This window comes from Faucicola sp. SE7633 (genome assembly GCF_059264685.1).
In genome coordinates, this window is record NZ_JCADBW010000015.1 from 50,900 (window position 1) to 64,726 (window position 13,827).

Sequence of the window (13,827 nt, forward strand, 5' to 3'; positions counted from 1 at the left end):
AATCCCTTGACTTAAACTTTTGTTTAAGTCAAAATAACCCTTGTTAAATTGCTAGCTTGTTAAATTGTTAAAATTTAAACATACAACCGCGCAATTTAACACAAACCTGACTCCCTAAAAAGGACAACACGATGATGAAAACGTTAGCAGTGCGCATTCCTGAACAAATGCACACCTATCTAAAACACAAAGCCGTGCAGCAAAAAACCTCGCTGCAAGACATTGTTACGACTATTGTTGTCGAATACCAACGACACGACGCGTCCTACAAAGCCGAGCTGGACGACTCCCTCACCGCCGCCCTAAACGCATGGCAGCAGGAGGTAGTCAAATGACATACAAAAACTGGGACAAAGTTCGTGATAATCGTTTGCACGTCTATCTCAACCAACACGAGCTCGACACATTTTTAGAAGCCATGCGTCTACGCGATCTTGACCAGAAGTCGACCGCCGCGCGCACGATGCTGATCGAGCACGCACAAGCAATCATTGTCGATAGCCGCAAGCATAGACCAGCACAAACAAAAACCCAAACCGTAAAATACCAGCTGCCCAGCGGCTTTTTTACCGTGCTAACCAAAATGTAATTTTTTTTATAAAACTATGCCACGAACAACATCTGCCTACATCACATGCCCCCACTGTCATAGCAAAATGCGCACGCACAGTCATCGGCAGATGACGTCGTTGCTCAAAAAAATAGTCGGCACATGTACCAACCCAGACTGTATGTTCGTGGCAAACATCAATGTTGAAATCGTTAGTCAAATACACCCGAGTCTTACGCCCAAACCTGAAATTGCGGCACAACTGACTCGGCATAAAAGGAAAGCACGATGCTCACAACATCACTAACTCCCGAACAAATTTGTCACGTATCTGCAGCAATGATTCATTTTATCAGCGGCAAAAATCGTGAGCTCAATGAACTCAAACTAGCACGCTATCGTGCAAGCGATTACCGCCGCGCACGGATTGACCGCCAAATCGACACGATCGATGGCGAGATTTTTGAGTGCAAACAAACGTTTTATGCAATCACTGGCTTGCGTTACGCAAGTGACCTGCACACCTGTATTGCTTAATTTTTTTTTTGCGTTAAGAGATAAACACGATGAACAGAAATGACGAAATCGTGTCACGACTGAAACGTGACTACGGTTTTAAAACGGTTGGTGAATGGCTACGCGAAGGCGTCTGCCCCGACTGCAACAAAAAATCCCTCTACACCCACGCGCATACACCGCGCGTGGTCAAATGTGGACGACTCAACAAATGCGGCCTAGAAGTCCACGTCAAAGAGCTGTTTGCCGACATGTTTCAAGACTGGTCAAAAACCTACCAGCGTACCCCAGAAAATCCCAACGCTGCCGCCGATGCCTATCTTGCTGAAGGGCGCGGCTTAGATATCAGCAGAATCAAAGGCAGCTACGCGCAAGAGCAATACTTTGACAGCAAGCAAAACATCGGCACAGCCACCGTGCGTTTTGCTTTACCGAACGGCGGCTGGTGGGAGCGTTTTATTGATCAAGCCGATCGCTTTCACGCCAAAGCCAACATCAAATACGGCTACAGCGTCAAAGGTTATTGGTGGTGGCATCCTGCCAACCCGATTTTACCCAAAGAAATTTGGATCGCAGAAGGCATTTTTGATGCTTGTGCCCTAGCCGAACATGGGCTTGCCACCGCAAGCCCCATCAGCTGCACCAATTTCCCAGAGACGTCATTACAGGAGCTAAAACGCCTCTATGACAACCACCGCCACACGTTACCAACGTTGGTTTGGGCGTATGACAACGACCCAGCAGGTCAGCGCGAAACCAAAAAAGCCATCGAAGCCGCACGTAAGCTGGGGTTTACTAGTGTTGCCGCTCAACCGCCACACGACAAACACCGCAAACTAGATTGGAACGACCTACATGAGCTCAAACAGCTCACCGCCGAGCACCTCAAGACCTACCGATACTATGGCGACCTGCTCACAGCCGCCAGCGCGACTGATGCAGCAGTCATCCGCTACATGCACACCAAGCTAACACAGTTTTACTTTGAGCACGGCAACCGAACCTACTGGTTTGAGCTAGACGTCAAACAACTGGGCGAACTAATCGGCGTCAAACGCCACGAAGTCAGTGAAATGCTAGAGGAGGCGATGGACACCGACGTTGAGCAGCAAATGCCCGACTTTGTCCGCCGCAGCTCAACCACCCACGAAATACTCAACGCTAAGCTAGAAGCATTATACTTCCAGCGCAACGACATCACAGACGAATCGTGGTACTTCACTCGCATCACCACACCCAAGGGCGAAAAACACACCACGATTACAGGGGATCAGCTATCAAGCCCCAGCAAACTCAAGCCGCGCCTGTTATCCGTGTTTGCAGGTGTACTATGGACAGGCTCAGCCATGCAGCTAGATTTAATAGCAAAACATCAAATGGAGGGGCTAAAAGAAGTCAAAACCACAGACTTCATCGGCTATGCTAAAGAGCACAACGCTTACATCTTTAATGACGTTGCATTTAGCCAAGGCAAAGTCGCGCACAAAAACGCACAAGATTACTTCAAAATCGGGCGGCTAGAAATCAAATCGCTGGTCAGTGACCCCATTTTAACCATCAACACCCAAGACGCGCCCGACTTTCGTTGGTGGCAAGACTTCCACCACGTGCGCGGAGACTACGGCACAATCGTCTTGGCATGGTGGCTGGGCAGCTACTTTGCAGAGCAAATTCGCGGAATTGACCGCAGCTACCCATTTTTTGAGCTGGTGGGACAAGCAGGTGCAGGTAAATCGCGGCTACTAGAATTTATGTGGAAACTGTCGGGCAGGGAAGACTACGAAGGATTCGACCCCACCAAATCGACCAACGTCGCCGTGTACCGCAACTTTGCCCAAGTTGCCAACCTGCCCATCGCCCTCATCGAGGGCGATCGCAACGACGACGAAGGCAAAAGCCGCTTTGCCAAAACGTTTGAGTGGGATAGCCTCAAAGACGCTTACAACGGGCGGCCCATTCGCTCACGCGGTGTCAAAAACAACGGCAACGACACGTACTCACCGCCTTTTCGGGCTGCTATCATGATTAGCCAGAACGAGGAAATCACTGCCTCGGAAGCCATGCTAACACGTATCATTCACGTCAAGCTTACTCGAGATGGGCAGACGCTACAGACAAAACAAATCGTCGATAACCTTGACCGCCTGCCGCTAGAATTTACCAGCCGATTTATCGCGCACGCGCTCAAGCAAGAAGCCGCCATCCTTGCCACCTACCGCGAGCGCGTACGCTTTCATGAACATGCGTATCACAACGACGGCGTGACACACACCCGTATCGCGCTCAATCATGCGCAAGTTGCCGCCCTTATCGACTGCTTGCAAACGCATATTTTAGGCAGCCTGATGACCAAAGAGCAGGCGTGGAGCGCGCAAAACACCCTGCTTGGCATGGCACACGCACGCGTCACACGCTTACAAGCCGACCACCCCGAAGTTGAGCGGTTTTGGAGCGTGTTTGAGTATCTCAACACGATTCGCGAGTTTACCAACCACCGTCGCGTCGATGATGACACCGTCGCCATTAACCTCAACCAGTTTTACAAAGCCGCCAAAATCAATTATCAAGACCTGCCCGACATGACCGTCATGAAGCGGCTACTCAAACAGTCGAGTCGCTACAAATTTATCGACTCAAACGTCAGCGTACGTAGCAATCACGAAGGCTCACCGACGTTTAAATGCTGGATTTTTAAAAAACCCACCGACTGAAACAAGGAAAAGGCTGCAAGGAGCTCAACCATGCCTGACATCATCGACCAAGCCAACACCATCGTCGAACAGACTATCACGCACAGCCTCGCGCGTGCCCCAAAATTTGACGCACCTTCTGCCGCGTACTGTATAGACTGTGACGAACCAATTCCCACTGTACGCCAACGCCTAGGCGGTGTTATGCGCTGCATAGACTGCCAAAACCACATCGAGCGGTTCAAACGCCTGCAGCGACACCCACCCAAGTTTGACAAGTAACCGTTTTTCGCCCCCAAAATCACCATTTTGTGACCCCAAAAACGCCAAATAAATCAAACGTTTAGCCCACGTGTCACCTTTGTAACCTTTTTATCTCCTCACCCAAAAACACGGCTAAAAAGCCGTGTTTTTAGCCCTTGGCACGTCCAAAAAACCCATTACCATGACCCATCCGACCTGAAAAAGGATAAACCATGCACACGACCAACGTTTCAGCAGGCATCGACAAACTAAAAACCTGCATCCGCATCTGGTGGAAAATCGACGGCAAACGCCACCGCGAAACCCTACACAACACACCGCCAACGCCCGAAAACCTAAAAACCGCCCAAGCCACCGCCGACATGATAGCCCAGCAACTGCGCATGGGCATTTTTGACCGCAATCAAGTCTTTCCAAACTCTCCCAAACGCCCCCAAGCCTATTTTGACTACTACATCCGCATTTGGGAGACAACCGAGTCTGCAATCATTGCCCCAAGTTCATGGCGCACTTACAAAAACAAAATGCAAAACCACATCGAGCCTTATTGGGGTAAAAAACAAATTGCCAAAATCACCAGCGAGCACGTTGAACACTGGGTGTACAAAATTTTAATCAAAAAACTGGCGGTCAAAACCATCAAAGACTTGTTGATGATATTTCGAGCAATTTGGTCATACTGGGCAAGACACGCAAACAATCCACAAGATCCCACCAAATACATCAAACTCGGTGACAAAGACAACGACGACATCAATCCTTACACCCGTAAAGAAATTGACACTATCATCAACACCGAAACCGACCCTGCGCTCAAAAACCTGTGGACAGTCATGCTTTGGTCAGGGCTATCGACTCACGAGCTCATCCCCCTAGCAGTCGAAGACCTAGACCTTGCCAACGGTTATTTATACGTCAAACGCGGTTACGTCGATAACACCCACAAAGCCACCAAAAACCGCCGTCGCCGCCGCCAAGTCGAACTACTCCCGAACGTCATCACAGCATTACAATCACAATGCCAAATTGTCAGTCACAACCAACCAACGCGTATCAACGTACTAGAGCGCGATAACATCACTTACACGCAGCAAACCGTCACATGGTTGTGGTATAACCCCACAACCAAAAATCACTACACCTACAAACGCCTCGAAACCCTGTGGAAACGTCACCTAGCCGTTTGTAGAGTGCCATACCGTGCGCTGAACACCGCGCGACACACATACGCCAGCCAAGTCCTATCGAGTGGGGCAGTCTCAGCGGAGTGGCTAGCCAACCAGCTGGGTCATGCAGACACCAGCATGATCCACAAGCACTATGGCAAATTCATCCCACAAGATGCCAAGCACATCATCCACAAACTAGACCACGCCCTCAACCAATCCTAGCCCACGCCAAAAAACAACAAGGCTTGACGGCAAACCACCGCCAAGCCTTTATTTTCAAGGCATCGCGCCCAAATCCATCAAATCCGCCAGCCCACGACCCAGCCCACGGGCACAAATACCGCACAACAAAAAACGGCTGAAACCCTTGCTGCATAAGGGTTTCAGCCGTCTAAAATATGGCGGAAGCTGAGAGATTCGAACTCTCGAAGGGCTCGCACCCTTGCCGGTTTTCAAGACCGGTGCATTCAACCGCTCTGCCAAGCTTCCGTTTTGTGGAGGCTATTATATACAAAAAAAATCCAAATGCAAGCGTTTTTGGCTATTTTTTTTTTGGCAAACTTTTTGCTAAAGCCAGCAAAAATAAATGGCATGGAGTTGATGCTTGTCACCCACCGCCCAGCTTTATACAATAATGGCGTAACAAACCGCGACAAAACGTAGCCAACCGTTGATTATCTTACCATTGTGTTACCGCAAGATGACAGCCAGCGTTGGCAGATCTGGCTGACCAATCCAGCGCGGTTTTGCCTCCCCCAGCATGAATACGAGGAATGCCCGATTGAGCCGTACAAAGCCTATGGGCGACAGGAGTCTATGATGATGACCACCGATACCCAACCCACCCATGCCGCCACGCACCCCAAGCAGCCGTGGTACAAGATTTTGTATGTACAAGTGTTGATTGCCATTGCGCTCGGGGTTTTGCTTGGCGTGTTTTTTCCCGAGACGGGCGCGGCGATGAAGCCATTGGGCGATGCGTTTATCAAACTTGTCAAAATGATTATCGCGCCTGTGATTTTTTTGACCGTCGTCACGGGTATTGCTGGCATGAGCAACATGAAGCAAGTCGGGCGCGTGGCAGGCAAGTCGATGTTGTATTTCATCACATTCTCAACGCTAGCGTTGATTATCGGCATGGTTATCGCCAATGTGCTGCAACCAGGTGCAGGGCTTAATATCGACCCTGCCAGCCTACACAGTGGCAAAGACGCGGTTAAAGTCGCTGAATACGCCAGCAAAGCGCATGAAACCACTGTGATGGGCTTTGTGATGAACATCATCCCCGAAACGCTGGTCAGCCCGCTGACTGAGGGCAATATTTTGCAGGTGTTGTTTGTCGCTGTGCTTTTTGGTATTGCATTGGCGCAGATGGGCGATAAAGCCAAAACCGTCACCACGTTTTTGCAAGAAATTTCATTGCCTGTATTTAAAGTTGTTGAAATGCTGATGAAAGCCGCGCCAATCGGTGCATTTGGCGCGATGGCATTCACCATTGGCAAATATGGCATTGGCTCAATTGGCAATTTGCTGCAATTGCTGCTTGGGTTTTATATCACCTCACTGCTGTTCGTGCTGATTGTGCTGGGTGCTGTCGCGCGTTACAACGGCTTTTCTATCATCAAGATGATTCGGTATATCAAAGATGAGTTGCTGCTGGTGCTTGGTACTAGCTCATCTGAAGCCGCTCTGCCGTCATTGATGCAAAAAATGGAGCAAGCAGGTTGCGAAAAATCCGTCGTTGGCTTGGTTATCCCCACGGGCTACTCGTTTAACCTTGATGGCACGAATATCTACATGACGATGGCGGCGTTGTTTATCGCGCAGGCGTGCAACATCGACTTGACGCTTGGCGAGCAGGTCACCTTGCTACTGGTCGCCATGCTAAGCTCAAAAGGGGCGGCTGGTATCACAGGTGCAGGCTTTATCACCTTGGCAGCGACCCTTGCCGTCGTGCCAAGTGTGCCCATCGAGGGCATGGCGCTGATTTTGGGCATTGACCGCTTTATGTCTGAGTGCCGCGCCTTGACCAACCTCACGGGCAATGCCTGTGCCACCATCGTGGTATCCAAGTGGGAAAACGCGCTTGACCAAGACCGCCTAAACGCAGCGTTAAATGGTCATCCGTTGCCGCCGATTGACGGGCAACCTGCGGTCATGCCAAACGCAAACACACCTAAATAACCCCTAGCACCCAATCGCCCAATAACCAAAACGCCAGTGGTCAATCACTGGCGTTTGTTTTCATGGTCAAAGGTTTGGGCCAAAAAGCTGTGAGCTTAAGGCTTGCGGCTTATCAAATCCGCCAAATCTGTCGTAATCAAATCCGACACATCCGCCGATAACGGCTGCGGTATCGGCGAGGCGTTGCCATCGGGTAGGGCGGTGGTCTGGGGTGTGGTGGGCGTGTTATCAGTGTCAGAGGTTAGTGCGCCGTTGATGATAGCCTCGCTAACCCCTTGACGTTTGAGCTTTTCTAAAAAACGGTGGTCATCTGCCAGTGAATAGCCGACGTTCTCAGCGTCCAAGCCTTGGCGAATATACAGCCGAATCAGCCCTTGAATACGCGGAAAGCCGTGTGCTTTAGCAACGTCGGATAGCAGCGCGTGCATCTCTTCGGTAAGTTTGATGTGCAGCGGCACCATGACAGGCGCGGTTTTTTTGTGGCGGTTGCGGCTACGGTTGTTGGGCATGGCGGTTCTCGCTGGGTAACACAAATCGGACGTTTGGTAGGGCGTATTTGGCACGTCCTTGCCAAATCAGCCATCAATGTGCATTATACACCTTGTCGGCATTTAAATCGCTGGCGTTTAAATCATCGGCGTTGGGTAGCTCCAAAATCGCCTGTTCCCAATACGCTTGTACCGCCGCGTCACTGGCGTACACCTTTTGCACAATCGCTTCAGCAGGCGCGTGATTGACCTGTTTCACCAGCTCCACCCACAGCGGCGGCGTACCGTACTCAAGCACTACATGAAACAGCGGTGACAAATCACGTTGTAGCAGCGATTGATCAAGCATAAACGCAGCAAACACACAGGCTTCAGGCGACTTATCACGCAGCGCGCAAAATGCCATGCCATCTAGCAGCGCAGGCACAGTGATTTTAAATTCTGGCAATAGCTGCATGGCAAAACGCGCCGAATCAGGCAACCGCACCAGCGCAATAAACCCATCAATCAACTGGCCATAATACGCGCGATCAGCGTCCGACAGCTTGCCTTGCTGCTGTGCCTCGACCAAGCGCGCGATACGCTCACGGTCAATCGCCTGTTGCAGGGTGATAAAAGCGGTTTGGGCAGGGGTAAAAGCAAGGTCAGCCATGGCAGATGGTGGTATAAATCGTTAGAATTGTAAAGGATAACAAAACAACAGCCAAAAAACGGGCAGTAAAAAACTAACAGACAGAAAAAAGCCCATTCACACAGGAACGGGCAATAGATAGGTTTGATACACTAAGCAAGTAAGCCAAACACTTAAACTTGATTGGCTCCCCAACCTGGGCTCGAACCAGGGACACACGGATTAACAGTCCGATGCTCTACCGACTGAGCTATTGGGGAACAGTCGTATCAAGTGGTGCGTATGATAACGATGTTTGCGCGTGCCGTCAAGCGTTTTTTGACATTTTTTTGCTGAGTGTTGATGCTACACGTGAAAAATAGCCAAAAACCAGTGATACCAATGTACCACTGGCTACTAAATCCAAAAAATTAGCCCCAGAAAAATTGAACCTAAAAAGGCAAAACCTCAGGCATTACGTTAGGCATTATTGCGGAATACGCAACACTTGACCAGGATAAATCTTGTTGGGATCGGTCAATAACGGCTGATTGGCTTCAAAAATTCTGTTGTATTGGTTGGCGTCGCCATACACTTCTTTGGCAATTTTTGACAACGTATCGCCTGATTTGACTGTGTACATGCGTGATTCGGCAGCAGGCTGCACCACTGACATATTGTCTTGCACATGTTCAACGTGCTGCACGTTACCCGCGGCCAAAATGGCTTTTTCGCGGTCAGCTTGGGTGGCGGCTGTCCCGTTGATGGTCACAGTATCGGTATTGCCGTCATAATTCACGCTGAGTGCGTCAATATTGGCGTACTGCTGAATACGTTTGATAAGCAGATTGGCAATTTCTTGTGGATTGGGCTCAGCAGGTGCACTCACTTGCACGTTGGGTGCGGTATTTTGCGCAGAAGGTGCTGTTTGGCTTTGTGGCTGGCTGGCAGGGTTAGCAGCTTGATCATTATTTCGGTTACGATGAAAGATTTTATCGCCAACGTCTTTGGCAAAGCTAAATAGTCCCATGATGATGCTCCGTTTTTAGTCAAGGTGGTTTGATGTGATAAGTAATAACCAAACAGGCGTTTACCACTTAAAACGTGGTTAAGACAGGTGGGTTATTTAAATTAAATACAGCCTAACAAAAATCGCATGGGTTGTCATGAAGGTTTTGGCAAGCGTTGGTTGTTGTTTGGGTCGTTTTTGGTTAGCAACGGTTAGCAAATGATGATGATAAAGGCCTATAATGCCAAAAGCAGGATGCAAGCAAATTTCTGCCCATAATCTGGGCACAATCTGAGCATAACTGGGTATCATCGATTGGTAAACCTATGAAACAACCAACATCGTTAGCGTTATCAGCACAGCCGCACGCACAGTCAAGTAATGCGTTTTATAATCAGGCTGCAAAACACGTGGCAGACAGCCAAAACGTGATTACCGATTTGGACAATCCGCTGATAGACCGCGATTTGTCCCTACCCGTGACGCTTGTGTCGCCAATGTTGCGTCCAAAAACTGCCCCTGTGTACTACCGTCAGTATGAATTGCCCGATTTTTATCAGCCCACCCAGACCAGCGTAGCCAGCCACGCGCCGTCGATAGCTGTTGATAGTGTCCGTGATGCCACAGCCCACGCTGCGCTATCGCCCACCGCCCACTCTCAACCCTCTGACGCGCTACCTGCTCAGCCTGCTAAACCTAGCGTGCTTAGCCAAGCTGAGATTGAGCGCGCACTTGCCAATCCCAACATCCATATCAATCTACTCAAACAATCGCATTCACTGCTAGATAATCGCCCCAAAGTGCAAGATAGCCTAAGCGAATTGGAGCAGGATTTAGCCACAGACGTGCCGCTTGACGATGACAAAGACCACGCAGCGTATCAAAACGCCGTCAGCGTGTGGCAGCAACAGCCCGATGATGCGCACGCGTATGCGGTCATCAGCGACTCTGCCGCGCACGGTTTGGCAGACGCGCGCTTGCGGCAAGCTTTGGTGGTATTTCGTGGCAGTGCAACGCTTGGGATAACGCCGAATAGCCAGCAGGCGTTTGGTTTGATTGAAGCTGCCGCCAAACAAGGTGACGCGCGTGCCGCCAAGGCGTTGAGCAAATTGTATTTTGCTGGTGAAGGGGTCGCGCTTGATATGGCGCAAGGACGGTTTTGGCTGGCACAGGCGGCAGAGAACGGGCACGTGGGTGCGCAGGCGGTATTGGCAAGCATGGCAGCGGCAGACGGCCTGAAACAAACCCAACAAGCCGATAACCAATATCTACAACGTTTAGCCATTGCCACCGCTGTGCTGGTGGTGATTGCGTCGGCGGTGATTGTGTGGGTAAAAATTTAACTCACCGTGCGTCATTCTCCACCGATCATCTTTGATTTAAATGCAGATGTAAGCACTAAATCATACAAATCATGCTCCGTTTGCGTCATCGGGCAGGTCTGCTGGCGTGCTGGATTCGCTGGCATGCTCTGACTGACCTGAGGTGTCCAACGCCGATGCCAGCCGCGGATAATGGTTTAAAATATAACAAAACAGCTCGGCGGTTTTTTGGGTGTCATACAACGCTGAATGCGCCTCGTTGCCGTCAAACGTAATCCCTGCTGCCTGACAGGCGCGCGCCAGTACGGTTTGCCCAAATGCCAACGCCGATAGCGTCACTGTGTCGAGTACCGAAAACGGATGAAACGGATTTTGGTTTTTGGTGTGCGTGCGCTCAACGACCGCATTTAAAAAGCCCAAATCAAAATGCGCGTTATGCCCAACCAAAATACACTTGCTGCAGCCTGCCGCTTGGCGCACGTTTTTTAGGTGTTTAAATACGCGGCGCATGGCGGCTTTTTCATCCTCAGCGATGGCTTTGCGCATGGGACTATGCGGATTGATTCCCGTGAACTGTAGCGCGCGCGGCTCAAGGTTTGCGCCCTCAAATGGCTCAATATGCGCATTGACCGCTTCACCGGCATAAAATACCCCATCATCGCTAAGCAAAATCGGCTGACAGGCGATTTCTAGCAGCGCGTCGGTGTGAGCATTAAAACCTGCGGTTTCGACATCAACCACCACGGGCAAATAATGCCGAAAACGCTCGCTAATCGCCGTGCCAATCGGGCGGTTAATGGCAGCCTCATCGGTTGGGGCAGGTGAGTGGGTCGTGGTATCAGTCATTGGCGCAGCAATAATTTGTCAATTTAAAAAGATGATAAAACAGGATGAATCAACCAGCCAGCGGCTGACCCATCAGGCGTTATGCGCCATTATTAACCGTTTGTGATGCGTCGGTTTGGACATGCCAGTGAAGCGTCTGTCCTGCCATCAGCGGCGTGAGGCTATGCCCGTCCAAATACGGGTAGCTTGTCGGGATTTGCCACGGTGTACGCACCAGTGTCACAGTGTCGGCATTGACGGGCAAGCCATAAAACCGCGCCCCGTGGACACTACAAAAACCTTCTAGCTTATCAAGTTTGCCCATGCGTTCAAACGCCTCGGCATACAACGCCAACGCAAACGGCGCGGTATAGCAGCCTGCACAGCCGCAAGCGTTTTCTTTGGTGTGGGTGGCGTGTGGGGCAGAGTCTGTGCCCATAAAAAACTTGGGATTGCCACTGGTCGCCACATCAAGCAGCACCTGCTGGTGGCTTTGGCGTTTGAGCACAGGCAGGCAATACAAATGCGGCTTGATACCACCGACCAACAAGTCGTTGCGGTTCATCAGCAGATGCTGCGGCGTGATGGTTGCGGCAACCTGCTTACCTTGTGCCAAAACAAAATCCGCCGCATCACTGGTGGTAATATGCTCAAAGACGATTTTTAAAGCAGGAAATTTGTTGATGATATTGACCAGCACATCATCAATAAAGCGTTTTTCACGGTCAAAAATATCGACATGCGCGTGCGTGACCTCGCCGTGCACCAGTAGTGGTAGCCCGACGCTCTCCATTTTGGCAAGCACGTCGGTGCAGTGGTCGATATGGGTCACCCCTTCGGCTGAATTGGTTGTCGCGCCTGCTGGGTACAGCTTGACCGCCTTGACCACGCCCGATGCCACCGCCGCATCAATCTCACTGGGGCTGGTGTTGTCAGTCAAATACAACGTCATCAACGGCTCAAACCGCGCACGCCACTTAGCAGGCACATGCGCCACAATCCGCTCACGATACGCCAATGCTTGTGCGGTTGTGGTGACGGGCGGCACCAAATTGGGCATACAAATCGCGCGGCGTACGCTGGCAGCGGCATGGGGCACTGTGGTCGCCAACGCCGCGCCATCACGCAAATGCAAATGCCAATCATCGGGCGCGGTGATGGTCAAGGTTTGGACACAGGGATTCTCAGCGGACATTATGACCCCTTACAGATTGGATGATAATGGTTGCACCTTTGACACCTAAAAACACGCGCCTTTTCAAACCGACGCATAGGCAGTGGGTGCAAAGCGTGAGAATGATAGCAAATTTAAGCCAGAAAGCCTATGGCAAAATGCGCAAACCCTGCCAAAATACCCAACCAAGCGACAGCCAATGTCGTTTTAGACGTGTTTAAGCCTGTGACCCTAATCCAGCCACCAGCCCACAACCGCTAGGCACAAAAAAAACCCTCTTGTAAGCAACAAGAGGGTATAAAATGGCTCCCCAACCTGGGCTCGAACCAGGGACACACGGATTAACAGTCCGATGCTCTACCGACTGAGCTATTGGGGAATAGTCGGTGTTTTAACCGCAAGCAGATAATGGCTTGTGAGTCAAAAGTGGAGCATATTTTAGCAAAAAAAATTAACCTGTCAAGCGTCTTGGGCAAAAAAAATCAGATTTTTTTTTGAGACCACAGCAAACGGGAGGTTGTATCGCCGATTGCTGACTTCTATAGTTAAAACTGTAATATAATAAGCATTTTAAACCAATACCACCATGCCCAAAATATACAACCAAGACTTACGAGACAGAGCCGTCAACCACTGGCAAAAGACAGGCAACAAAAGCCAAACAGCCAGGCTGTTTGAAATCAACCGCAACACCCTTAATGACTGGATAAAGCTCTATCAAGAACAAGGGAATACCAAGCCAAAACCCTTTGCACCTGTTGGCGTAAAACACATTATCACTGACCTAATCGCCTTTGAGGACTACGTTAACGCTCAGCAATTCGACACCGCAAAACAGCTTAGAGAACAGTACTTAAAAGACCATCCCGATGTCGATATTTCTTATAATGCCTTTTTAGAAACCTTACGTCGAATCAAATGGAGTTTTAAAAAAAGACCCCGCTCTTTAAGCAAGCCGATTTACTAAAGCAAATTGGGTTTAAATTAATGCTAGGTTTATTGCTATTAACCTTGAGCATTACCGCT

The 13,827-nt window shown here is 50.1% G+C and carries 15 protein-coding genes and 3 tRNA genes; 10 read left to right on the forward strand and 8 right to left on the reverse strand.

Annotated features, from left to right (window positions below; translation table 11 throughout):
• The first annotated feature begins 131 nt into the window (after positions 1–131).
• From AC5L4R_RS07005 to AC5L4R_RS07035, 7 genes are all read left to right on the forward strand, one after another.
• A complete protein-coding gene (locus AC5L4R_RS07005) occupies positions 132–335 on the forward strand; it encodes a hypothetical protein (RefSeq protein WP_494473227.1) in 204 nt (67 codons plus the stop codon).
• Positions 332–589, forward strand: a complete 258-nt coding sequence (locus AC5L4R_RS07010) for a hypothetical protein (RefSeq protein ID WP_494473226.1) — start codon at positions 332–334, stop codon at positions 587–589. The genes AC5L4R_RS07005 and AC5L4R_RS07010 overlap by 4 nt, the downstream gene beginning before the upstream one ends.
• Before the next feature lie 16 nt (positions 590–605).
• Entirely contained in the window at positions 606–857 is a 252-nt protein-coding gene (locus AC5L4R_RS07015) for an ogr/Delta-like zinc finger family protein (RefSeq protein WP_494473225.1), read from the forward strand.
• On the forward strand, positions 839–1,087 hold the full coding sequence (locus tag AC5L4R_RS07020) for a hypothetical protein (protein ID WP_494473224.1): 249 nt from the start codon (positions 839–841) through the stop codon (positions 1,085–1,087). Before AC5L4R_RS07015 ends, AC5L4R_RS07020 begins: the two co-directional genes overlap by 19 nt.
• Before the next feature lie 29 nt (positions 1,088–1,116).
• The gene (locus tag AC5L4R_RS07025; RefSeq protein WP_494473223.1) at positions 1,117–3,777 is read left to right on the forward strand and encodes a toprim domain-containing protein; all 2,661 of its coding nucleotides are present in this window, start codon (positions 1,117–1,119) and stop codon (positions 3,775–3,777) included.
• Between the two features lie 30 nt (positions 3,778–3,807).
• On the forward strand, positions 3,808–4,038 hold the full coding sequence (locus tag AC5L4R_RS07030) for a TraR/DksA C4-type zinc finger protein (RefSeq protein ID WP_494473222.1): 231 nt from the start codon (positions 3,808–3,810) through the stop codon (positions 4,036–4,038).
• A 194-nt stretch (positions 4,039–4,232) separates the two neighbouring features.
• Positions 4,233–5,411, forward strand: a complete 1,179-nt coding sequence (locus AC5L4R_RS07035) for an Arm DNA-binding domain-containing protein (protein ID WP_494473221.1) — start codon at positions 4,233–4,235, stop codon at positions 5,409–5,411.
• 177 nt (positions 5,412–5,588) lie between these two features.
• Here the strand turns inward: AC5L4R_RS07035 and AC5L4R_RS07040 are convergent.
• Positions 5,589–5,678, reverse strand: a tRNA-Ser gene (locus AC5L4R_RS07040).
• A 333-nt stretch (positions 5,679–6,011) separates the two neighbouring features.
• On the opposite strand from AC5L4R_RS07040, the gene AC5L4R_RS07045 reads away from it, so the two are divergent.
• Complete coding sequence (locus AC5L4R_RS07045) at positions 6,012–7,373, forward strand: dicarboxylate/amino acid:cation symporter (RefSeq protein WP_494473283.1); 1,362 nt, start codon at positions 6,012–6,014, stop codon at positions 7,371–7,373.
• 95 nt (positions 7,374–7,468) lie between these two features.
• Here AC5L4R_RS07045 and AC5L4R_RS07050 read toward each other — a convergent pair whose 3' ends face one another.
• The 4 genes from AC5L4R_RS07050 to lysM form a co-directional block, all read right to left on the reverse strand.
• Positions 7,469–7,882 (reverse strand): hypothetical protein, encoded by a 414-nt coding sequence (locus AC5L4R_RS07050; protein ID WP_494473220.1) that lies wholly within the window; start codon positions 7,880–7,882, stop codon positions 7,469–7,471.
• 73 nt (positions 7,883–7,955) lie between these two features.
• Positions 7,956–8,513, reverse strand: coding sequence for a hypothetical protein (locus tag AC5L4R_RS07055; RefSeq protein ID WP_494473219.1), 558 nt, complete (start codon positions 8,511–8,513; stop codon positions 7,956–7,958).
• Positions 8,514–8,676: 163 nt separating this feature from the next.
• Positions 8,677–8,752: transfer RNA gene (locus AC5L4R_RS07060), tRNA-Asn, on the reverse strand.
• A 206-nt stretch (positions 8,753–8,958) separates the two neighbouring features.
• Complete coding sequence (gene lysM, locus AC5L4R_RS07065; protein WP_494473218.1) at positions 8,959–9,501, reverse strand: peptidoglycan-binding protein LysM; 543 nt, start codon at positions 9,499–9,501, stop codon at positions 8,959–8,961.
• A gap of 305 nt (positions 9,502–9,806) precedes the next feature.
• Here lysM and AC5L4R_RS07070 point away from each other — a divergent pair, with 305 nt between their 5' ends.
• Positions 9,807–10,823: a tetratricopeptide repeat protein gene (locus tag AC5L4R_RS07070; RefSeq protein ID WP_494473217.1), complete on the forward strand. Its 1,017-nt coding sequence runs from the start codon at positions 9,807–9,809 to the stop codon at positions 10,821–10,823.
• Positions 10,824–10,892: 69 nt separating this feature from the next.
• On the opposite strand, the gene rnt is transcribed toward AC5L4R_RS07070, so the two are convergent.
• The 3 genes from rnt to AC5L4R_RS07085 form a co-directional block, all read right to left on the reverse strand.
• Complete coding sequence (gene rnt, locus AC5L4R_RS07075) at positions 10,893–11,648, reverse strand: ribonuclease T (RefSeq protein WP_494473216.1); 756 nt, start codon at positions 11,646–11,648, stop codon at positions 10,893–10,895.
• A 79-nt stretch (positions 11,649–11,727) separates the two neighbouring features.
• A complete protein-coding gene (pyrC, locus tag AC5L4R_RS07080) occupies positions 11,728–12,822 on the reverse strand; it encodes a dihydroorotase (RefSeq protein ID WP_494473215.1) in 1,095 nt (364 codons plus the stop codon).
• 282 nt (positions 12,823–13,104) lie between these two features.
• Positions 13,105–13,180, reverse strand: a tRNA-Asn gene (locus AC5L4R_RS07085).
• A 207-nt stretch (positions 13,181–13,387) separates the two neighbouring features.
• On the opposite strand from AC5L4R_RS07085, the gene AC5L4R_RS07090 reads away from it, so the two are divergent.
• A complete protein-coding gene (locus AC5L4R_RS07090) occupies positions 13,388–13,768 on the forward strand; it encodes a helix-turn-helix domain-containing protein (RefSeq protein ID WP_395147521.1) in 381 nt (126 codons plus the stop codon).
• Positions 13,769–13,827 lie beyond the last annotated feature (59 nt).